Source organism: Massilia suwonensis (genome assembly GCF_042655665.1).
Lineage (GTDB): Bacteria > Pseudomonadota > Gammaproteobacteria > Burkholderiales > Burkholderiaceae_D > Telluria > Telluria suwonensis.
Map to the genome: position 1 here is coordinate 1464188 of NZ_JBHSMR010000013.1, position 21962 is coordinate 1486149.

The 21962-nt window shown below is 64.3% G+C and carries 20 protein-coding genes; 1 reads left to right on the top strand and 19 read right to left on the bottom strand.

Features of this window, described 5'->3' with window-relative positions:
• The 18 genes from ACFPQ5_RS14625 to ndk form a co-directional block, all read right to left on the bottom strand.
• Window positions 1-2037: a PAS domain-containing hybrid sensor histidine kinase/response regulator gene (locus ACFPQ5_RS14625; protein ID WP_379756899.1), complete on the bottom strand. Its 2037-nt coding sequence runs from the start codon at window positions 2035-2037 to the stop codon at window positions 1-3.
• Entirely contained in the window at window positions 2034-2630 is a 597-nt protein-coding gene (locus ACFPQ5_RS14630) for a MarC family protein (RefSeq protein WP_379756902.1), read from the bottom strand. Before ACFPQ5_RS14630 ends, ACFPQ5_RS14625 begins: the two co-directional genes overlap by 4 nt.
• Before the next feature lie 156 nt (window positions 2631-2786).
• Window positions 2787-3326 (bottom strand): phosphoribosyltransferase, encoded by a 540-nt coding sequence (locus ACFPQ5_RS14635; protein ID WP_136218470.1) that lies wholly within the window; start codon window positions 3324-3326, stop codon window positions 2787-2789.
• 29 nt (window positions 3327-3355) lie between these two features.
• A complete protein-coding gene (locus tag ACFPQ5_RS14640) occupies window positions 3356-4672 on the bottom strand; it encodes an adenylosuccinate synthase (protein ID WP_379756906.1) in 1317 nt (438 codons plus the stop codon).
• Between the two features lie 3 nt (window positions 4673-4675).
• Window positions 4676-5830 (bottom strand): ATP phosphoribosyltransferase regulatory subunit, encoded by a 1155-nt coding sequence (locus ACFPQ5_RS14645; protein ID WP_379756909.1) that lies wholly within the window; start codon window positions 5828-5830, stop codon window positions 4676-4678.
• Between the two features lie 253 nt (window positions 5831-6083).
• Complete coding sequence (hflC, locus tag ACFPQ5_RS14650) at window positions 6084-6956, bottom strand: protease modulator HflC (protein ID WP_379756912.1); 873 nt, start codon at window positions 6954-6956, stop codon at window positions 6084-6086.
• On the bottom strand, window positions 6956-8263 hold the full coding sequence (gene hflK / locus ACFPQ5_RS14655) for an FtsH protease activity modulator HflK (RefSeq protein WP_379756914.1): 1308 nt from the start codon (window positions 8261-8263) through the stop codon (window positions 6956-6958). Before hflK ends, hflC begins: the two co-directional genes overlap by 1 nt.
• A 5-nt stretch (window positions 8264-8268) precedes the next feature.
• Window positions 8269-9456: a GTPase HflX gene (gene hflX, locus ACFPQ5_RS14660; RefSeq protein ID WP_379760121.1), complete on the bottom strand. Its 1188-nt coding sequence runs from the start codon at window positions 9454-9456 to the stop codon at window positions 8269-8271.
• A gap of 32 nt (window positions 9457-9488) precedes the next feature.
• On the bottom strand, window positions 9489-9725 hold the full coding sequence (gene hfq, locus ACFPQ5_RS14665) for an RNA chaperone Hfq (RefSeq protein ID WP_019141241.1): 237 nt from the start codon (window positions 9723-9725) through the stop codon (window positions 9489-9491).
• Between the two features lie 187 nt (window positions 9726-9912).
• Window positions 9913-11256: a ribosome biogenesis GTPase Der gene (der, locus tag ACFPQ5_RS14670; RefSeq protein ID WP_379756917.1), complete on the bottom strand. Its 1344-nt coding sequence runs from the start codon at window positions 11254-11256 to the stop codon at window positions 9913-9915.
• Between the two features lie 9 nt (window positions 11257-11265).
• Complete coding sequence (gene bamB / locus ACFPQ5_RS14675) at window positions 11266-12420, bottom strand: outer membrane protein assembly factor BamB (RefSeq protein ID WP_379756920.1); 1155 nt, start codon at window positions 12418-12420, stop codon at window positions 11266-11268.
• 87 nt (window positions 12421-12507) lie between these two features.
• Window positions 12508-13164, bottom strand: coding sequence for a YfgM family protein (locus ACFPQ5_RS14680; RefSeq protein WP_379756923.1), 657 nt, complete (start codon window positions 13162-13164; stop codon window positions 12508-12510).
• 54 nt (window positions 13165-13218) lie between these two features.
• A complete protein-coding gene (gene hisS, locus ACFPQ5_RS14685; protein WP_379756926.1) occupies window positions 13219-14556 on the bottom strand; it encodes a histidine--tRNA ligase in 1338 nt (445 codons plus the stop codon).
• 111 nt (window positions 14557-14667) lie between these two features.
• A complete protein-coding gene (ispG, locus tag ACFPQ5_RS14690) occupies window positions 14668-15942 on the bottom strand; it encodes a flavodoxin-dependent (E)-4-hydroxy-3-methylbut-2-enyl-diphosphate synthase (RefSeq protein ID WP_379756929.1) in 1275 nt (424 codons plus the stop codon).
• Window positions 15943-16018: 76 nt separating this feature from the next.
• Window positions 16019-17044, bottom strand: coding sequence for a helix-turn-helix domain-containing protein (locus ACFPQ5_RS14695; protein ID WP_379756932.1), 1026 nt, complete (start codon window positions 17042-17044; stop codon window positions 16019-16021).
• A 7-nt stretch (window positions 17045-17051) separates the two neighbouring features.
• Entirely contained in the window at window positions 17052-17840 is a 789-nt protein-coding gene (pilW, locus tag ACFPQ5_RS14700; RefSeq protein WP_379760123.1) for a type IV pilus biogenesis/stability protein PilW, read from the bottom strand.
• Between the two features lie 23 nt (window positions 17841-17863).
• On the bottom strand, window positions 17864-19033 hold the full coding sequence (gene rlmN / locus ACFPQ5_RS14705) for a dual-specificity RNA methyltransferase RlmN (RefSeq protein WP_379756935.1): 1170 nt from the start codon (window positions 19031-19033) through the stop codon (window positions 17864-17866).
• An 84-nt stretch (window positions 19034-19117) separates the two neighbouring features.
• Window positions 19118-19531 carry a nucleoside-diphosphate kinase gene (ndk, locus tag ACFPQ5_RS14710; protein ID WP_136218458.1) on the bottom strand — a complete coding sequence of 138 codons (414 nt, stop codon included), beginning with the start codon at window positions 19529-19531 and terminating at the stop codon, window positions 19118-19120.
• A gap of 266 nt (window positions 19532-19797) precedes the next feature.
• On the opposite strand from ndk, the gene ACFPQ5_RS14715 reads away from it, so the two are divergent.
• A complete protein-coding gene (locus ACFPQ5_RS14715; protein ID WP_379756938.1) occupies window positions 19798-20484 on the top strand; it encodes a Bax inhibitor-1/YccA family protein in 687 nt (228 codons plus the stop codon).
• A gap of 119 nt (window positions 20485-20603) precedes the next feature.
• Here the strand turns inward: ACFPQ5_RS14715 and rlmD are convergent, their stop codons facing one another.
• The gene (gene rlmD / locus ACFPQ5_RS14720; RefSeq protein WP_379756941.1) at window positions 20604-21947 is read right to left on the bottom strand and encodes a 23S rRNA (uracil(1939)-C(5))-methyltransferase RlmD; all 1344 of its coding nucleotides are present in this window, start codon (window positions 21945-21947) and stop codon (window positions 20604-20606) included.
• Window positions 21948-21962: the final 15 nt, after the last annotated feature.

A 21962-nucleotide genomic window follows, 5' to 3' on the forward strand; every position in this document is an offset into this window, starting at 1 on the left:
TTAAGAGGTGCTGCGCTGAACCGAAGCGAGGATCGTGCTGACCTGCGCCAGGTCGGCCGGCTTCACCAGGTGATGGTCGAAACCCGCCTCTTCCGCCATCCGGCGGTCCTGGTCCTGGCCGTAGCCGGTCAGCGCGATCAGGATGACGCCGCGCAGTTCGGGAATCGCGCGCAGCTGGCGCGCCAGGGCGTAGCCGTCGGTATCGGGCAGGCCGATGTCGAGCAGCATCACGTGCGGACGCTCGATGCGGGCGCGCAGCAAGGCGCCGCGGCCGTCGTACTCGACCGACACCGCATGGCCCTGCACTTCCAGCAGCGTGGCCAGCATCTGCGCCGCATCCTGGTTGTCGTCGACCACCACCACGCGCAGCGGCTGGGCGCGGGCGGCCGTGGATTCGCCGTTCGCCGCCGGCGCGGCCGCTTCGAAGGTGTCCATGCGCGGCAGGCAGATCTCGAATTCGCTGCCGCGCCCCGGTGCTTCGCTGCGCGCGTCCACGGTGCCGCCATGCAGCGCGACCAGGCTTTTCACAAGGGCCAGACCGATGCCGAGGCCGCCCTGCGAACGGTCCGGCGTGCGCTCGGCCTGGGTGAACAGCTCGAAGATATACGGCAGCACGTCGGGCTCGATGCCGATGCCGTTATCGCGCACGGTGACGACGACGCGGTCCTCATGGGCAAGCACGCGCAGCACGATCTCGCCGCCGGGCGGCGTGTACTTCGCGGCATTGTTGAGGATATTCGACAGCACCTGCACCAGGCGCGTGCGGTCGCCCAGCACGTGCACCGGCTCGCCCGAGAGCTGCATCGTCAGCGAATGCCGCTTCGATTCGATCAGCGGGCGCACCTGCTCCAGCGCGCCGGCGACCACCGCGTTCACGTCGAGCTCTTCCTTGTCCAGCGTGACCAGCCCGCGCGTCACGCGCGAGACGTCCAGCAGGTCGTTCACGAGATCCGTCATGTGCTCGGCCTGGCGCGCGATGATGTCGCTGGCGTTGCGGATGGCCTTGGCGTCGAGCGTGCCCATCTTGAGCAGCTGGGCGGCGGTCGTGATCGGCGCCAGCGGGTTGCGCAGCTCGTGCGCCAGCATCGCCAGGAACTGGTCTTTCTGGCGGTTGGCGGCGCGCAGCTCGTCCTCGACCTGCTTGCGCACCGTGACATCGCTGCCTTCCACGAAGATGCCGACCACGTCCCCCGCGGGATCACGGATCGGCTGGTAGATGAAGTCGAGGTAGCGCCGCTCGAGCGGTGCGCCCGGCTCGCGCGCAAGGTCGAAGGGCACCGCATGGCCGACGAAGGGCTCGCCGCTCGTGTAGACCTGGTCGAGCAGCTCGAAGAAGCCTTGCCCTTCCACGTAGGGCAAGGCTTCGCGCGCTGTCTTGCCGACCAGGTCGGTACGGCCGATCAGCTGCATATAGCTTTTATTCGTGATCTCGAAGATGTGCTCGGGACCACGCAACACGGCGATGATGCCGGGCGCCTGCTCGAACAGGGTCATGAGACGCTTGTTTTCCTCGTCGCGGTAGCGCTCGGCCAGCACCTGCCCCGTCACCTCGACGCAGGCGCAATGCATGCCGGCTGGCGTGCCGCTGTCGTCGCGTACCGGCGAATACGAGAAGGTGAACCAGGTCTGCTCGTCGTAGCCATGGCGGTTCATCAGCAGCGGCAGCTTTTCCAGATAGCTTGCCTGCCCCTGCAGCGCGCGCTCGATCAGCGGATAAATGTCAGGCCAGATCTCCTTCCAGATGTCGTAAAAGGGGGCACCGAGTGAGGCAGGATGTTTTTCGCCGAGGATCTGGACATAGGCGTCGTTGTACAGGAAGCCGAGGTCCTTGCCCCAGGCGACGAACATCGGGAAGGCCGAGTTCAGCATCAGCGCCACCACCGTGCGCAGGGCCTGCGGCCAGGTAGCCGGGTGGCCCAGCGGCGAGCGCGACCAGTCGTGGGCGCGCATCATGGCGCCCATCTCGCCGCCACCGCCGAGGAAGATCAGCGTAGCCGCGTCATCGTGCTGCGGGGTGGAGGCGTCTGGATTGTTCATAGCGTCTTCACGAAATCCCGAATGCCGCCTAGCAGCATCTCGACCGACATGGCCGTTAGGATCAGCCCCATCAGGCGCTCGAACGCCGTCATCACCTGCGGCCCCAGTTTCTGCTGCAGGCGCTCGGCGCTCAGGAACACCATCAGCCAGACCACGCCGACCGCAGCCAGCGCCGCCACATGCACCATGGTTTCGGAGATGGTATTCGAACTGAACAGCAGCACGGTCGCCAGCGCCGACGGACCGGCCAGCGCGGGAATGGCGAGCGGCACGATGAAGGGTTCGCCATGTTCGCTGCGGCCGAGCACGCCGTCCGGATGCGGGAAGATCATGCGGATCGCGATGATCAGCAGAATCACGGCGCCGCCGATGCGCAGCGCGATCGGGCTCAGGTGCAAGGCGGCCAGGAAGTGCTGGCCGAAGAACATGAAAATCAACAACAGCAGGAACGCGATCGCGCACTCGCGCACGACGATGCGCGGACGGCGGTGCAGCGGCGTGTCCTTCAGGGCGGTGGCAAACAGGGGAACGTTGCCGAAGGGGTCAGTGACGAGGATGAGCAGGATGAAGGTCTGGAAGAAGCTTTGGGTCATGTTGTTTTTCTTGGTTTCCCGGCAATAAAGGAATGCGACACAATCTTAACCGATTCGCACGCTTGCCGTTGCACGTTGGAAGCGGGAAAGAAAAAGGCCAGAACGCCGAAACGTTCTGGCCTTTTCCGCACTGTCGGCGCAGGGCCGCAGGCGCAATTACTTCTCGAATTTCTTCATCCACGCCGCCAGCTGGTGCGGGCGCAGGCCGTCGTAGTCTTCGAAGGGCTGGTGGATCCACGGATTGTGCGGCAGATCTTCCAGGTGGTAATCCGGCTTGAAGGCCGAGGTACCTTTCACCCAGATGACGGCCGAGCGCACTTCCGTGACGTCCGGGTAGTTGGTCTGCAGGTGCTCGCGCACGCGCTGCAGGGTCACGCCGGAGTCGGCCAGGTCATCGACCAGCAGGATGCGGCCGGCCAGCGGGCCCTTGGTCATCGTCATGTACTTGGCGATGTCCAGGTTGCCCTGCTTGGTGCCGGCTTCTTCGCGGTAGGAGCTGGTCGACAGGATCGCCAGCGGCACGTCGAAGATGCGCGAGATCACGTCGCCAGGACGCACGCCGCCGCGCGCCAGGCACAGCACCATGTCGAACTTCCAGTTCGATTCGTAGACTTGCAGGGCAAGACGCTCGACCAGGCGGTTGTACTCGTCCCACGAAACCCAGAGGTCCTTGTCGGTCGATGCAGGGGTGTTCATTTCAGGCTATTCCTATTCTTATATTTAAATCAGGCGGCGAACGGATGACGCAGCACGATGGTTTCTTCGCGGTCCGGACCGGTCGACACCATGTCGACCGGAATACCGACCAGCTCTTCGATACGCTTGATGTAGGCGCGGGCGTTGGCCGGCAGCTCGTCCATCGACTTGGCGCCGACGGTGGACTCGGTCCAGCCCGGCATCTCTTCGTAGACTGGCACGCAGGCGGCGGCTTCTTCGGCGCCGACCGGGAAGATGTCGACGTCGCGGCCGTCGATCTTGTAGCCGGTGCACAGCTTGAGCGACTCGATGCCGTCCAGCACGTCCAGCTTGGTCAGGCACATGCCCGACACGCCGTTGATCTGGACCGAGCGGCGCAGCAGCGCGGCGTCGAACCAGCCGCAGCGGCGGGCGCGGCCGGTCACGGTGCCGAACTCGTGGCCCACGCGCGACAGGTGCTCGCCGACGCCTGCGTCGGTCGGCAGTTCGGACGGGAACGGGCCCGAACCGACGCGGGTCGTGTAGGCCTTGGTGATGCCCATGATGTAGTGCAGCATGCCCGGGCCGACGCCGGCGCCGGCGGCGGCGTTACCCGCCACGCAGTTCGACGAGGTGACGAACGGATAGGTGCCGTGGTCGACGTCCAGCAGCGAACCTTGCGCGCCTTCGAACAGCAGGCTGCCGCCGGCCTTGTGAGCGGCGTACAGAGCGGAGGAAACGTCGCCGACCATCGGACGCAGGCGCGGCACCAGGGCCATCGCGTCGTCGAAGGTCTTCTGGAAGTCGATCGCTTCGCCGCCCAGGTAGTTCACCAGCACGAAGTTGTGGTACTCCAGGTTTTCCTTGAGCTTCTCGGCGAAACGCTCTTCGTTGAGCAGGTCGGCAATGCGGATCGCGCGGCGCGCGACCTTGTCTTCGTAGGCCGGGCCGATGCCCTTGCCGGTGGTGCCGATCTTGTTGACGCCACGCTTGGCTTCACGGGCCTGGTCGATGGCGACGTGGTACGGCAGGATGATCGGGCAGGCTTCCGAGATCTTCAGGCGCGAGACGACTTCGACGCCGGCGGCGGCCAGCTTGTCGATTTCGCGCATCACGTCCGGCACCGAGACGACGACGCCGTTGCCGATGTAGCAGGCCACGCCTTCGCGCATGATGCCCGACGGGATCAGCTGCAGTGCGGTCTTCTGACCCTTGATGACCAGGGTATGGCCGGCGTTATGGCCGCCCTGGAAACGGACGACGCCCGCTGCGTGATCGGTCAGCCAGTCGACGATCTTACCCTTGCCTTCATCGCCCCACTGGGTGCCGATGACAACGACGTTCTTTGCCACGTTTGTATTTGACATCACTTAACCTAAGTTTTTGAGAATCCAATTTCCATCTTCGAGGACGAGCACGCGGTCGCACTCGAACTCGTCCTGAACATTATCGTGACCCGGCATGGACTGGATCACGACTTCGCCTGCCTTGCGCAGGTCAGCGATTTTTTCGCGCAGCTCGGGCGCGTTGCCCCAGGGGGCGCGGATCGAATGCTTGCGCTCGGCCGTCGGCAGCAGGCGCGCCAGCTCGCGCAGGTCGAGCGAGAAGCCGGTTGCCGGTCGCGCACGCCCGAAGGCCTCGCCGACGTGATCGTAGCGCCCTCCCCGTGCCACCGCGTTCGGCAGGCCGGGGACGTAGAGCGCGAACATGGCGCCGCTTTCGTATTGGTAGCCGCGCAGGTCGGCGAGATCGATCGCCACTTGCGCGCGGCCGATGGCGCCGGCGGCGAGTGCCGCGAGCTCCGCGAGGGCGCGCGTAATGCCCGGCAGCGCCGGCAGCACTTCTTTCGCGCGCTTGAGCACCTCGACGTCGCCGTACAGGTTCGGCAGCGCGAGCAGCGCGTCGCGCGTGGCCGGCGCATAGGCGCGGGTCAGCTCGTTCAGGCCGGGAACGTCCTTGGCGCGCAGCAGCGCGGTGATCTGGGCTTCGTCCTTCTTGGCCAACGCGTCTTCGTTCAGCAGCGCACGCAGGACGCCGACGTGGGCCATGTCGAGGCGCACGTCGAGGAAGCCTGCGAGGGCGACCGAGGCCAGCGCCAGTTCCTGGATCTCGGCATCGGCTTCCAGGCCGGCGTGGCCGTAGATCTCGGCGCCGATCTGGATCGGCTCGCGGGTCGCGTGCAGGCCCGACGGACGGGTATGCAGGACGCTGCCGGCATAGCACAGGCGGGTGATCGATTCGCGGTTCAGGAGGTGGGCGTCGATGCGCGCCACCTGCGTGGTCATGTCGGCGCGCAGGCCGAGCAGGCGGCCGGAGAGCTGGTCGACCAGCTTGAAGGTGCGCAGGTCGGTGTCCTGGCCGGCGCCGGCCAGCAGCGACTCGACGTATTCGAGCAGCGGCGGCATGACCAGTTCGTAGCCGTACAGGCGGAAGGTGTCGAGCATCTGGCGCCGCAGATCTTCGATCTTGCGCGCTTCCGACGGCAATACGTCGGCGATATTCTCAGGCAAAAGCCAGTTCGGCATGGGCGACAGCGTTGGGAATTGTTAGAAATGAAGCAACATGGCGCGCTCGTGCAAGACGAAGTCGGCGCCGAATCGGCAATTTTACCCGAAAATGGAACCCGCCGGGGTCATTGGGGCAACCCGTAAGGTGGGCGGGTTTCCCGCCCACGCGTTTGCCGTGGTTTGCACCGTTCCGTTGTACGCGTGGCCGGGGGACCCGCCCACCTTACGACGCCATGAAAAACGCCGCGATGTACGCGGCGTTTTTGTTGGCTTACTTGCTGCCGGGGCTCCTGAAATACTTGAAGAACTCCGAATTCGAATCGATCACCATCACATCCCCATGCGCCTTGAAGCTGGCGCGATAGGCCTCGAGCGACCGATAGAACTTGTAGAACTCCGGATTCTTGCCGAAGGACTCGGCATAGATCGCCGATGCCTTGGCATCGCCCTCGCCCTTGATCTTCTCGGCTTCGCGGAAGGCTTCGGCCAGGATCACGGTGCGCTGGCGGTCGGCGTCGGCGCGGATCTTTTCGCTTTCGGCCGAACCGGTCGAACGCAGCTCGTTCGCCACGCGCACGCGCTCGGCGCGCATGCGGTCGTAGACCGAGGCATTGATCTGGTCGATGTAATCCACGCGCTTGAGGCGCACGTCGACGATGCCGACGCCGATCTGCCTGGCTTCGGCGATGACCTTGTTCTGCACCGCCTGCATCACGGCGCCACGCTCGCCCGAGATCACCTGGCGCACGGTGCGTTTGGTGATCTCGTCGTTCAGGGCCGCCTTGATGATCTGCGACATGCGGTTGGCGGCGGCGCGCTCGTCGCCGCTGAAGGAGACGTAATACAGGCGCGGCTCGACGATGCGCCACTTCACGAAGGCGTCGACCAGGATGTTCTTCTTCTCGGCCGTGATGAAACGGTCGGCGTCGGGCGTGTCCAGGGTCAGGACACGCTTGTCGAGATAGATCACGTTCTGGAAAGGCGGCGGCAGCTTGAAGTGCAGGCCAGGCTCGGCGATGACTTCACGCACCTCGCCCAGTGCGAAGACGATGGCGAAGCGGCGCTGGTCGACGACGAAGACGGTCGAGGACAGCAGCATCAGGGCAATGAAGCCCGCCACGAAGATGGTTACGAGGCGGTTCATTAACGGCTCTCCCGGTCACGTGAGGAATCGCGCGAGCGGCTGTCGCGCTGGCGTACTTGTTCGATGGTCTGCATCACTTCCTGGGTCGGCGTCGCCGACTGCTGCTCCTGCGGCGCTTGCACCGGACCCGAACGGGCGGCACCCGTGGCGGCATCGTTGGCGGCAACCTGGGCGATCAGCTTATCGAGCGGCAGGTATAGCAGATTGGAACCCGACTTGGCGTCGACCATGACCTTGCTGGTGCTGCTGAAGATCGATTGCATGGTGTCGATATACATGCGGTCGCGGGTCACGCCCGGGGCCTTGGCATACTCGGTGACGACCTGGTTGAAGCGGGCCGCGTTACCGGTCGCGTTCTCGACCACCATCGAGCGGTAGGCTTCGGCATCCTGCAGCAGGCGGAAAGCGGCGCCGCGTGCACGCGGGATCACGTCGTTGGCATACGCTTCACCCTCGTTACGGGCACGCGCGCGGTCCTGGCCGGCTTTCACGGCGTCGTCGAATGCGCTTTGCACCTGCTCCGGCGGCTGCACGTTCTGCATGGTCACGTTGGTGATCAGGGCGCCCAGCTTGTAGCGGTCGACGATCAGCTGGATCATGTTGTGCACGTCGAGCGCGACCTTCTCGCGGCCTTCGTACAGCACGAAGTCCATCTTGCTCTTGCCGACCACTTCGCGGATGGCCGTCTCGGCCACCTGGTGCACGGTCGTATCCTGGTCGCGGTTGTTGAAGACCCAGGCGACCGGGTCCTTCAGTGTGTACTGCACCGCGAACTGGATATCGATGATGTTTTCGTCGTCGGTCAGCATCAGCGACTCGGCGCCCTGCTTGTTGCGCACGTTGTCGCGGTAGCCGATTTCGGCCGTACGCACCTGCGAGACGTTGACGGTTTCGTGGGCCTGGATCGGGGCCGGCCAACGCCAGTTGAAGCCGGCGCCGGTGGTGTGCGAGAGGCGGCCGAAGGTGGTGACCACGCCGACCTGCCCTTCCTGCACGATGAAGGCGCCGCTGGCGAGCCAGATCAGGAGGACGATGAAGCCGATCACGGAAGCCGTGATGCCGGCGCCGCGGCCTTCGCTGCGATACGGGCCGGGGCCGCCGGCGTCGCCGCCGTTGTTGCCGCGGCTGCCGAACAGGCGGTTCAGGCGCGCGTTGAAGTCGCGCCACATCTGGTCGAGGTCGGGTGGACCCTCACCCGGACGGCGGCCCTCCTGGGCCTTGCTGTTATCGCCTTGAGGGTTTTTGCCCCAGCGTGGATCGTTCAGCGACAGTTTGACGCCGAATTTTTTTATTAAGGAAACAAGCATAGGCTTCAATGTGGCCCGACATGGGTGGAGGTTGGAATACTTTCGCCGGCGTCATCAAAGTCGTCGTCCGGCGCTGCATCGTCCTGCTCTTCGTTTTCAGGGCTCGAGCCTGGCACAAAGCGTGCTGCGGAGCTGGCCGCTTCAACGATCGCATTGCGCAGCAGATCGAGGCCGGCGCCACTCCTGGCGCTGATAAAAACGCGGCTGATTTTATCATGTTCATCACGTTCGACCCCGGGCTGAAGGTCGGCCGCATCAATCTTGTTCCACACGAGGATCTGCGGAATGTGGTCGGCGCCGATTTCGCGCAAGACCTCGTTGACCTGCTCGATCTGCTCCATGCGCACCGGCGAGGAGCCGTCGACCACGTGCAGCAGCAGATCGGCGTGGATGGTTTCTTCCAGGGTGGCGCGGAAGGCGGCCACCAGCTGGTGCGGCAGCTCGCGCACGAAACCGACCGTGTCGGAGATGACGACGCTGCCGGTTTCGTCGCCCAGGTACATGCGGCGGCTGGTGGTGTCGAGCGTGGCGAACAGCTGGTTTGCGACGTAGACGCCGGCCTTGGTCAGCGTATTGAACAGGGTCGACTTGCCGGCATTGGTATAGCCGACCAGCGACACCGAGAAAGTATTGTTGCGGCCGCGCTGGCGGCGCTGGGTTTCGTGCTGCTTGCGCAGCTTGGCCAGGCGCGTGCGCAAGGCTTTCACCCGCTCGCCGATCAGGCGGCGGTCGGTCTCGAGCTGGGTTTCACCAGGACCGCGCAGGCCGATACCGCCCTTCTGGCGCTCGAGGTGGGTCCAGCCGCGGATCAGGCGCGTGGCCAGGTGCTGCAGCTGCGCCAGTTCCACCTGCAGCTTGCCCTCGTGGCTCTTGGCGCGCTGGGCGAAGATGTCGAGGATCAGGCTGGTGCGGTCGATGACGCGCAGTTCGAGACGGCGCTCGAGGTTACGCTGCTGGGCAGGCGATAAAGCGTGATTGAAGATGACGAGTTCCGCGCCGGCGGCTTTCGCGGCGACGCCGATTTCGTCGGCCTTGCCGCTGCCGACGAAGTAAGCGGGATCGGGAGCGTTGCGCTTGGCCGTGATCGTATCGATCGGCTCGGCGCCGGCAGAGCTGGCCAGCAAGGCCAGCTCTTCGAGGCTGGCCGAAAAATCGACCGCGCCAAAATCGACGCCGACCAGCGCGGCGCGCATATTGGGAGTGCCGGGGGCGTCAGCCATCGGCCTTACTCAGCTTCGGATTCGAGGTTGAGATTGACGGCGCGAGCCGGTACAACGGTGGAAATGGCATGCTTGTACACCATCTGGGTCACGGTGTTGCGCAGCAGGACGACATATTGGTCGAACGACTCGATATGGCCCTGCAGCTTGATCCCGTTGACGAGGTAGATCGAGACTGGGACGTGCTCTTTGCGCAAGGCATTGAGGAATGGGTCTTGTAACAGTTGCCCTTTGTTGCTCATAACAGCTCCGTAATGTTGTTGTAGTTTAAAAGTTGGAGGCTTGCGCCCCCATTTCAAGTGCACGGGGCAAGATTCAGCTTTGCGAACGAGGCCTTGTAGTTACTGTAACCTGTTTTAGTGGTTTTTGTCGTACTGCTACGCTTAAGAAACAATTAAGACGGTCGAGCAAAGCCGAAACGCAGGCCCTTTATTGGCGGTCTTTATCGAACGGATTCTTACCGCTGCGCAGTTCGATCCGCAGCGGGGTGCCGATCAGGCTGAAGGTGTCGCGGAAATGCTTTTCCAGGTAGCGCTTGTACGGCTCGGTGACGCCGTCCAGGGCATTGCCGTGGATGACGATGACCGGCGGATTCTGGCCGCCCTGGTGGGCGTAGCGCATCTTCGGACGGGTACCGCCCTTGCGCTTCGGCTCCTGCTTCTCGATCGCTTCCTGCAGCGCGCGCGTCAGGCGCGGCGTCGACAGGTTGGCGGTGGCCGCCTTGTAGGCCGCGTCGACCGAGGTCATCAGCTGCTTGATGCCGGTGCCCTTCAGCGCCGAAATGAAGCGCGTTTCGGCGAAGCCAAGGAAGTCCAGCTTGCGATCCATGGTGTTCTTGACGTCGTCGCGCTGGTCAGAGGTCAATCCGTCCCACTTGTTGACGGCAACCACCAGGGCCCGCCCCGACTCCAGGATGAAGCCGGCAATGTGGGCATCCTGCTCGGAAATGTCCTGCTGGGCGTCGAGCATCAGCACGACGACGTTCGCTTCCGACACCGACTGCAGGGTTTTGACGACCGAGAACTTCTCGATCGCTTCGAACACCTTGCCGCGGCGGCGGATACCGGCCGTGTCGATCAGCGTGTACTGCTTGCCGTCGCGCTCGAAGGGCACTTCGATCGAATCGCGGGTGGTGCCCGGCATGTCGAAGGCGATCACGCGCTGCTCGCCGACCAGGGTGTTGATCAGGGTGGACTTGCCGACGTTCGGCCGACCGACCAGGGCGATCTTCACGCCGTGGTCCTGGTTTTCCAGTTCTTCTTCCTCGTGCGGACGCGAGGCGAAGGCCTGGTCGAGCGCCTCGTTGACGAGGTCGTGCACGCCGTCGCCATGGGCGGCCGAGATGACGTAGGGGTCGCCCATGCCCAGTTCATAGAACTCGGCGGTGACCGAGGTGTACTTCATGCCCTCGGACTTGTTAATGACGAGCATGACCTGGCGGCCGGACTTGCGCAGGAAGTCGGTGATCGTCTTGTCGTGCGGCGTCAGGCCCTGGCGGCCGTCGACGAGGAAGACGACGACGTCGGCTTCCGCCACCGCCTGCTTGGTCTGGATGGCCATCTCGTACATGATGCCTTCCTTGGCGACCGGTTCGAAACCGCCCGTGTCGATGACCAGGAACGGCCGCTCGCCGATGCGCCCCTCGCCGTAGTGGCGGTCGCGCGTCAGGCCAGGGAGGTCGGCCACCAACGCGTCGCGCGAACGGGTCAGGCGGTTGAATAGGGTCGACTTCCCGACGTTCGGGCGACCAACGAGTGCAATTACCGGCTTCATGTAGTTATTCTATTCGACCGCGATGGCGGTCACAGTTCCATTTTGTGTTTGAAAAATCAGGTTCGACCCCGCGACCAGCGGGGTACCGCTGATGGCGCTGCCGTCGGTGGCGGCGCGCGCGAGGAAAGTGCCGTCCTCGCGCGACAGGAAGTGCACATAGCCTTCGTAGTCTCCGACGGCCACCGCGCGGCCGTAGGAGACCGGCGTCGACAGGCCGCGGAAGGCCAGCTTGTCGTTCTTCCAGGCGCTGGCGCCGCCGTCGCGGTTGAAGGCGTTCAGCGCACCCTTGTCGTCGGCGGCGAAGACGAAGCGCTGGTCGACCGCCACGCCCACGAGCGAGGACAGGTCGCGGGTCCAGCGCGGCGAGCCGCTGGCGACGTCGTAGCAGGCGACGCGGCCCTGGTAGGCGACGGCGCAGACATCCGATTCGAAGATGCTCGGGGCGCCGCCGATGTCGGTCACGCGCTCCAGTTCCGTGGCGCCGCGTGCCGGCGCGACTTCGACTTCCCAGCGCGGCGCGCCGGTGGCGAGCAGGAAGGAGCCGAGCTTGCCGGCCGGCTGGGCCACGATCACGTCCTTGTCGTAGACCGACATGCCCGGCGCGGTGCGCAGGGTCAGCGGCGGCGCGGCGCGCTGGACGGTCCACTTCTTCTGGCCGGTGCTGGCGTCGAGGCCGACGATGCGGTTGTCGATCGAACGCGCCACCACGACGCCCTGCCCCACGGCCGGCGCGGAGAGGATCTCGCTCGACAGCTGGCTCTTCCAGAGCGCCTTGCCGTCCATGTCGAAGGCCATCAGGACGCCGTCGGCGGCGCCGACGACGATCACGTTGCCGTCGGTGCCGACGCCGGCGGTCAGGTCGCTGCCGGCCTTGATGCGCCAGACCTGGCGACCGTCCGCCGCTTCGACCCGGGCGATGCTGCCGTCGCCGCCGGCGACGATCACGGTATTGCCGGCCAGCGCAGGCGAGAACTGGTAGCCGCGCGCCTTGCCGATATCGAGCTTCCAGGCGGTGCGCACGGCCATCGTGCCCTTCAGTTCGACCAGCTTGGCGGGCTCGTTGCCCTTCGATTTCGATCCGAATGGATTGAGCGAGCTCAAGGTCGAGCAGCCCGTCATCAGGGCCAGGACGCCGACACCAACCAGCTTACGGGTAATACGCATTTTTCTTTTACCTTGTTCCGAGTCGTAGAGAGAGGCAAAGCCCACGCTCACCTCGCGGCAAGCGTGGGCCATGACGTAACGTTCAGTTTAAGCGGCTTTTTTTGCCGCGTCCGGGGCGGTGCCGCCGATCGCTTCGAGCTTGATGCGCACCAGCTGGCTGCCCGGGTGCTTCGGACCCATGGCGGCGAGCGCGGCGACGTAGGCGGCGCGGGCGTCGACGATCTTGTTCTGCGCGACCAGCACGTCGCCCTTGCGGTCCGACACTTCAGCGGCGAACTGTGGCAGGAAAGTACCGTTCAGCAGCTTCATGGCGCGGTCGAAATTCTTCTCGTCGAGCAGGACGCCGGCCAGGCGCAGCTGGGCCACCGACTTGTACTCGTCGTTGCCGTTGTCGATCACCCACTGCAGCTGGGCCTTGGCGGTTTTCAGGTCGTTGGTCTCGAAGGCGGTCTTGGCCGCGGCCAGGGCGCTCATCTGGGCGTAGCTGGTGCGCTTGTACTTGGCCTGGATGTCGGCGGCGATACGCTGGCTCTTGGCGTTGTCCTTGGCGGTCACGGCATCGGTCAGCTCGTCGTACAGGCCGGAGGCAGCCACCGCCTGGTCGCGCTGATGCTTGTTCCAGAAGTTGTAGGCGGCAAAGGCGCCCAGGGCGAGGATCAGCACCCAGGTGATCAGGTTGCCGTACTTGGACCAGAAAGCCTTGAAAGTCGCTATCTGTTCCTGTTCTTCGAGGTCGTATGCCATGTCGTTCGTCTAGTCGTTATAAGGTGAATCGGTCTCTTGCCTGCTTTTACTTACTTACGGATGGTAATGCACGTGATCGTGGTCATGATCGTGGTCGCCCACGATCGCATCGACGATGTGGTCGACCACGGCATCGAAGGCGACGGTGGCCTGCTGCTGCTCGCCCGCTTCGCCGCGCAGCGATTTTACAGCCGCGACATTGTTCGCCACTTCGTCCTCGCCCAGGATCACGGCGAAGGACGCGCCGCTGCCGTCGGCCTTCTTCATCTGGCTCTTGAAGCTGCCTGCACCCGTTGGCGTTGCGCAATGTAACACAACGTCGAGGCCGGCATCACGCAGGCGCTCGGCCAGGATGAAGGCCTGCACCTGCGCCTCTTCTCCCTGGTGCACCATGTAGACGTCGCACTGGCTCGGCTGGGCCGGTTCGCCCAGGCCCTTCATCAGCTCGATGATGCGCTCGATGCCCATCGCGAAACCGACGCCCGGGGTCGCCTTGCCGCCGAACTGCTCGATCAGCGGATCGTAGCGGCCGCCGGCGCAGATCGTGCCCTGCGAGCCGAGTTCCTCGGTGACCCATTCGAACACGGTGCGGTTGTAGTAATCGAGGCCGCGCACCAGGCGCGGGTTGACGGTGTACTGCACGTTGTTACGGTCGAGCAGGCGCTTGACGCCTTCGAAGTGGGCCAGCGACTCTTCGCCCAGGTAGGACAGCAGCTGCGGCGCGCCGTTCACCATTTCCTGCATGGTCGGGTTCTTGGTGTCGAGGATGCGCAGCGGATTGCTGTGCAGACGGCGCTGCGCTTCGGCGTCGAGGATCTCGGCGTGTTGTTCGAAATAGGCGATCAGGTCGGCGCGGTGGCGCAGGCGCTCCTCGGCATTGCCGATCGAGTTCAGCTCCAGGCGCACGTTCTGCAGGCCCAGGTCGTCCCACAGGCGGCGGCACAGCATGATCAGCTCGGCGTCGATGTCCGGGCCGGTGAAGCCGACGGCTTCCGCGCCGAACTGGAAGAACTGGCGATAGCGGCCGCGCTGCGGACGCTCGTGGCGGAACATCGGGCCCTTGTACCAGAGGCGCTTCGGACCGTCATAGACCATGTTGTGCTCGAGCACCGCACGCACGACGCCGGCCGTGCCTTCAGGACGCAGGGTCAGCTCGTCGCCGTTCATCGAGTCGGTGAAGGAATACATTTCCTTTTCGACGATGTCGGTGACGGCGCCGATGGCGCGCTTGAAGAGGCCGGTTTCCTCGACGATCGGGGTGACGATCTTCTGGTAGCCGTAGCTTTTCAGGATCGTTTCAGCGGTGTTTTCGAACAGCTCCCACAGTGGTGCATCGCTTGGGAGGATGTCGTTCATGCCTTTGATGGCGACGATTTTTTCTGGTTTGGACATTGTCAGCTTCTTCTATTTGTAGGGTGGAGTCCTGACTCCACGCGTACGGCATTCGATCTGTGTTGCGGCGTGCATGCTCAGCACCGCGTGGAGTCAGGACTCCACCCTACGTTAGGCGATGATTTCGGTCGCGCGGCCGTAATTCTTTTTGACGTATTCCAAAACGATGTTCTGGAACTCGTCGACGATCCGCTCGCCGCGCAGCGTCGCCACCTTCTGCCCGTCGACGAACACCGGCGCCGCCGGCGATTCGCCTGTACCCGGCAGGCTGATGCCGATATTCGCGTGCTTCGATTCGCCCGGACCGTTCACGATGCAGCCCATTACGGCCACGTTCATCGCTTCCACGCCCGGGTAGGACTTCTTCCATTCCGGCATCGAGTCGCGCAGGAAGGTCTGGATGTTGTCGGCCAGTTCCTGGAACACGGTCGAGGTCGTGCGGCCGCAGCCCGGGCAGGCGATCACCATCGGGGTGAATTTGCGCAGACCCATGGTCTGCAGGATTTCCTGCGACACGACCACTTCCTTCGTACGGTCGCCGCCCGGCTCCGGGGTCAGCGAGACGCGGATGGTGTCGCCGATGCCTTCCTGCAGCAGCACCGACAGGGCCGCGGTCGAGGCCACGATGCCCTTGCTGCCCATGCCGGCTTCCGTCAGGCCCAGGTGCAGCGGGTAATCGCAGCGGCGCGCCAGTTCACGGTAGACCGCGATCAGGTCCTGCACGGCCGAGACCTTGCACGACAGGATGATTTTGTCCTTGGCCAGGCCAATCTCTTCGGCCTTTACCGCGTTTTCGATCGCCGAGGTGATCAGGGCTTCGTACATCACGGCCTGGGCGCTGAACGGATTCGCGCGTGCGGCGTTCTCGTCCATGATGCGCGCCAGCAGCGACTGGTCGAGGCTGCCCCAGTTGACGCCGATGCGCACCGGCTTGTCGTGCTTGATTGCGATCTCGATCATCTGGGCGAACTGGGTGTCGCGCTTGGCGCCCTGCCCCACGTTGCCGGGATTGATGCGGTACTTCGACAGCGCTGCCGCGCACTCGGGGAAGTCGCGCAGCAGGATGTGGCCGTTGTAATGAAAATCGCCGACCAGCGGCACGTCGATTTCCATGCGGTCGAGCTGTTCGCGGATCAGCGGCACGGCGGCGGCCGCTTCCGGCTTGTCCACGGTCAGGCGCACCATCTCGGAGCCGGCGCGCGCCAGCTCCTTGATCTGGATGGCGGTGCCGATCACGTCGGCGGTGTCGGTGTTGGTCATCGACTGCACCACGACCGGGGCGTCGCCGCCGATCCAGACCTTGCGCTCGCCGTGCTGGACCAGCACGCGGCGCGCGGCGCGGCGCGCCATCGGGCCGGAAGGAATTGGCAGGTTCGTAGAAGTCATGCTTTGCTCGTTGTCCTTGTTGGGGCGTCGTCTCGATGCCGCCCTGCCCCGGGCGGTGCCGGGGCTACACTCTGTTTTACTTCAGGGTTACGCGGGAGATTGTCTTGCCCGGCACCGCGGGCAAGGCGACGGCGGCGCCGCGCAGCGTGGCCGAGACGCCGCTTGGGTTGCCGACCACCAGGGTCGCCGTGCCCGGCACTTCGACGGTTTCGGTGCTGCCGGCTTTTACCAGGCGCGAGATCAGGGCGCGGCCGCCTTGCGGCTTGACTTCGATCCACGAATCTTCGCGCACGGTCAGCACCAGGGTGTTGGCGCCTTCGGCGGCCGGCGCGGCAGCCGGCGTGGCCGCAGCCGGCGCCGGGGTCGCGGTGGCTGGCGTTGCCGGTGCCGTCGTGACTGCTGCCGGGGTACCGGCGACAGCGCCCGGCGTCGTCGTCGCTGCCGGCGGCGTGACCGCGGCCGGGGCCGGCGGCGTCGCCGTTGCGCCCGTGACACCGGCTGCCGGTGCGGCGCCGGTGGCATTCGCGTCGGCCGGGGCCGGCACCGAGATCAGCGGAACGGTCGGGTTATGCACCGTATCGGCGGCAGGTGCCGTTGCGGTGGTGGTCTCGGCCGGACCGGCCAGCACGGCTTCGTTGCCTGGGGCCTGGCTGCCCGGCAGCGAAACCAGGCCGAAATGCCAGGCAGCGCCCGCGCAAGCGGCCACGACCACGACGCTGGCGATCCAGGCCAGCGGCAGGCTGGAACGCTTGCCGTGGGTCGGATAGCGCGAATGCGAGAACGAGGTCGGACGGTTGCTGCGCACGGCGCCGGTTTCCACCGGCACCGGATTGTCCATCGGGATCATCGCCACCAGCGGGGCCGGATCGAGCCGCAGGATCTTGGCGTAGGCGCGCACGAAACCGCGCGTCACGGCCGGACTCGGCAAAGCTGCATAGTCGCCCGCTTCGATCGCCACCACCTGGCGCGGCGCCAGCTTGAGCTGCTCGGCCACCTGCTCGACCGTCCAGCCCATCGATTCGCGTTGGGTCGACAGGGTCGCACCCGGATGGCTGTGGTGTTGGTTCGAAGGGGCGCTTTGTTCCGTGCGCTCTGAAGTCATTGTCGTCTCACTCATCGAAAGCCCCGCGCTCGTACGCCAGGTATTCGGGCGAGCCGGGGAAGCGCCGCCGCAACTGCGCCACCAGGCTGGCCTCCATCGAGCGTTCGCCCAGTTTGCGCTGCACCCGCAGGGCGAGCCACAGCGCGTCGGCGGACAGGTTGTCGAGCTTCGACACTTCTGTCAGGCGGTTAATGAAAAAACCGGCGCGCTGGTAATCGCGCCGCTCGAAATAGACCCGCGCCAGTCCGCTCGAGACGGCCGGCAGGTCGGGCTGGTAACGCAGTGCGTCGAGCAGGTAGCGCTCGGCCGCATCGATATTCTTCGTTTTCAGGCTGCACACGCCCGCGTTCACCAGCGCGCTCACCGGCGTCTGGTAGGACGGGTTCTTCAGCGCCGCCTCGAACTGGCGCATGGCCTCTTGCGGACGGTTCGCCGTCTGGCACAGGAAGGCGCCGTAGTTGTTCGCCAGCTCGGGATTGCGCGGCGCCAGGCGCAGCGCGTGCTGGTAGTTGTCGTCGGCCAGCGGCACCTGTCCCATCGCCGTGTAGATCAGCGCGCGCATGCCGTAGGCGTCGGCGTAGTCGGGGTCGGCGTTGATCGCCTGCTTGACCTCGTCGAGGGCGATGTCGTACTTGCCCTGCTGGTAGTAGCCGACCGCCAGCTGCAGGCGGATCAGGGCGCGCTTCTCGTTCGCGGTCTGGTCGGAGGCCGTCTTCAGTTCGCCGGCGCCATTGCCGGGCGCGGCGCAGGCCGCAAGCAGGCACAGCGCAAGCGCTGCCGCGAAGCGGTTCACCATGCCGCGCACTGGCGTCGTCACGATCAAGAAGGAATCTCCACGATGCGTCCGAAATCGGCGCCGAACTTCTTCTGGTATTCGGCCATCTTTTCCATGCGCTGGGCGACGCGGGTGCGGTCCTGCACCTCGCCGGCCAGCTGGCCGCAGGCGGCGTCGATGTCGTCGCCGCGCGTCTTGCGCACGGTGGTCACGATGCCGGCGTTCATCAGGATCTCGGCGAAGGCCTTGATGCGCGGATTCTTCGAGCGCGTCAGGCCCGATTCCGGGAACGGGTTGAACGGGATCAGGTTGAACTTGCAGTTCACGCCGACGACCGGATCGTTCACCAGCGCGATCAGTTCGCGCGCATGCTCGTCGCTGTCGTTGAACTCGTGCAGCATGCAGTACTCGAAGGTGATGAAATCGCGCGGCGCGAATTCGAGATAGCGCTTGCAGGCGGCCATCAGTTCGCGCAGCGGATACTTCTTATTCAGCGGCACCAGGATGTCGCGCAGCGCATCGTTCGAGGCGTGCAGCGAGACCGCCAGCGCCACAGGTACATCCTGGGACAGCTTGTCGATGTTCGGCACCACGCCCGAGGTCGACAGGGTCACGCGGCGGCGCGACAGGCCGTAGGCGTTATCGTCGAGCATGAGTTTCAGCGCGGTGACGGTCGGTTCGTAGTTCAGCAGCGGCTCGCCCATGCCCATCATGACCACGTTGGTGATCTGGCGTTCGCCCTTCGGGCCGGGCTCGATGCCCTTGGTGCGGCGCAGTTCGAACTCGGCCATCCACAGCTGGCCGATGATCTCGGCCACGGTGAGATTGCGGTTGAAGCCCTGCTTGCCGGTCGAGCAGAAGCGGCAGTTGACGGCGCAGCCGGCCTGCGTGGAGATGCACAGCGTGCCGCGGTTTTCTTCCGGGATGAACACGGTTTCGACCGCATTGCCGTTGCCGACGTCGACCAGCCACTTGCGGGTACCGTCGGTCGAGGTGTGGTCGCTGATGATGCCCGGCGCGCGAATCTCGGCGCGGGTCTTGAGTTTTTCGCGCAGCGACTTGGCGAGATCCGTCATGTCGTCGAAGTTGCCGGCGCCGAACTGGTGGATCCAGCGCTGAAGCTGCTTGGCGCGGAACGGCTTCTCACCCAATTCGGCGCAGTAGGCGACGAGTTGCGCGGGATCGAAGTCCAGCAGGTTGGTGAGAGTCGTCATGTTGTTCCTAATACTAAAAAGTGATGCAACCCCGCTCGCAGGGCCCGGGGCAATCAAGCGAGCGGTGTGTAATACGAGAATCGATTACTTCAGTTCTGGGAAGAAGTAGGCGATTTCAACTTTTGCAGCTTCGACAGCGTCCGAACCGTGGACGGCGTTGGCATCGATCGAATCGGCGAAATCGGCGCGGATGGTGCCTTTTTCTGCTTTCTTCGGATCGGTCGCGCCCATCAGGTCGCGGTGTGCCAGCACGGCGTTTTCGCCTTCCAGGGTCTGGATCATGACAGGACCGGAGACCATGAAGTTCACCAGGTCGTTGAAGAAGCCGCGCTCTTTGTGAGCGGCGTAGAAGCCTTCAGCTTGTTCGCGGGTCAGTTGGGTCATGCGGGCAGCAACGATCTTCAGGCCAGCGTTTTCGAAGCGGCTGTAGATTTGGCCGATCACGTTTTTTGCAACTGCGTCTGGTTTGATGATCGACAGGGTGCGTTCGATTGCCATGTAAAACTCCAATAAAAAGAAAGGTTTAAATCGAGAAAGTAAGAACTCAATCAACCTTTGATTTTACCATACCTCTCCCCATATAGCCGATATTGCGGCGGCAAGGACCAAAGTGGTAGAGTGGCGGCGAAAAACCGCCTTGTCAATGTGGCCATTCGCTCCCCTTTCTGGTGCGAACGGCTTATGCAAGGCTTAAGGGCGGTTTACAACCAACAGCCCCATGCTATGCTTGAGTGGCAATACATATTTACCCAACCGGAGCGATCATGAATCCCATTCTGCAAAAGCAACCTGCTTATGACGTGGCGTACAGCCAGGTCACGCGCAACAAAGTACTGCGCAATACCTTCTGGCTGCTCGCGCTGTCGATGATTCCGACGGTGCTGGGCGCCTATGTCGGCGTCTCGCTGGCGCTGCCGATGTTCAGCGGCTTCATGGGCTTCATCGTCTTCATGGCGATCGCCTTCGGCTTCATGTTCGCGATCGAAAAGACCAAGGACTCGGCCGTCGGCGTGTTCGTGCTGCTCGGCTTCACCTTCTTCATGGGCCTGATGCTCACCCCGCTGCTGCGCCACACCCTGGGCTACGGCAACGGCGGCCAGCTGATCATGACCGCCTTCGGCGGCACCGCGGTCGTGTTCGCCGTCATGGCCAGCATCGCCACCACCACCAAGCGCGATTTCTCGGGCATGGGCAGCTGGCTGTTCGCGGGCGTGATCGTGCTGCTGCTGGCGGCCGTCGCCAACATCTTCCTGCAGATGTCGGTCATCTCGATCGTGGTGTCGGTGCTCGCGATCGGTATCTTCTCGGCCTTCATCCTGTACGACGTGCAGCGCATCGTGAACGGCGGCGAGACCAACTACATCTCGGCGACCCTGGCGATCTACCTGGACGTGTACAACATCTTCACCAGCCTGCTGCGCCTGCTGGGCATCGTGGGCGGCGACGACTGATCGCTTCCCGCTGAAATGAAAAAGCCGACCTGCGGGTCGGCTTTTTTTTTGGCCGTTCGAATCGTCTCGACGGCGCGCCCGCCGTACCGCGTGGGCATGAATGCCCACCCTACGAAAGCTTATGCCAGTTCGAACACGCCGATCGATTCTACGTGCGAGGTGTGCGGGAACATGTTCACGACGCCCGCCTTCTTCATCACGTAACCGGCGCGGTGCACCAGGATGCCGGCGTCGCGCGCCAACGTCGAGGGGCTGCACGAGACGTAGACGATGCGCTGCGGCAGGAATTCCGTCTTGCCGCTCTCGCGCAGCTCGGCCATCGCCAGCGCCAGCGCGATCGCGCCGTCGCGCGGCGGGTCGATCAGCATGCGGTCGAAACGGCCGAGGGCGACCAGGTCTTCCGGCGTCACCTCGAACAGGTTGCGCGTGTAGAAAGTCGTCTTCTCCGACAGGCCGTTGGCCTTGGCGTTTTCCAGTGCGCGCGTGCTGAGCACGGTGCTGCCTTCGATGCCGACCACTTCCCGCGCCTGCGTCGCGAGCGGCAGCGTGAAATTGCCGAGGCCGCAGAACAGGTCGGCCACGCGGTCTTGCGGCTGCACTTCCAGCAGGGTCAGCGCCTTGTGCACCAGGGCGCGGTTGATCTGGTGGTTCACCTGGGTGAAATCGGTCGGCTTGAAAGGCATGCGCACGCCGAACTCGGGCAGCGTGTAATACAGTTCCTTGTCGAGCGGATAGAACGGGTAGACGGTATCCGGGCCCTTCGGCTGCAGCCACCACTGGATGCCCCACTCGTCGGCGAAAGCCTTGACCAGCTCCTCGTCCTTCTTGCTCAGCGGCGCCATGATGCGCAGTACCAGCGCCGTCGTCTCTTCGCCGACGGCCACTTCGATCTGCGGCATCTGGTTGTAGATCGACAGCGAACCGACCAGCTCGCGCAGCGGCATCAGCATGCCGCCCAGGTGCGGCGGCAGGATGTGGCAGTAGCGGATGTCGGCCACGTAGGAGGACGCGCGCTCGTGGAAGCCGACCAGCACCGTGCCCTTCTTCTCGACGTGGCGCACCGACAGGCGCGCGCGGAAGCGGTAGCCCCAGGTCGGCCCGTACATCGGACGCATGATGTTTTCCGCCTTCACCTTCGACAGGTGCCACAGATTGTCTTCCAGCGTGCGCTGCTTGATCGCGACCTGGGCGGTCGGCTCCAGGTGCTGCATCGAGCAGCCGCCGCAGTAGCCGAAATGCTCGCAGCGCGGCTCGACCCGCATCGAGGAAGCGCGCTGCAGGGTGACCATGCGGCCCGCTTCCCAGTTCTTCTTCTTGCGCTTGACCTCGTAGCTGACGCGCTCGCCCGGCAGCGCGTCCTCGACGAAGATGACCTTGCCTGGGCTGCCGTCCTCGTTCTCGAGGTGGCCGACGCCGCGGGCGTCCGCGTCGAGGGATTTAATGTCGATGAATGTTTCTTGCATTGAATATGACGCGGA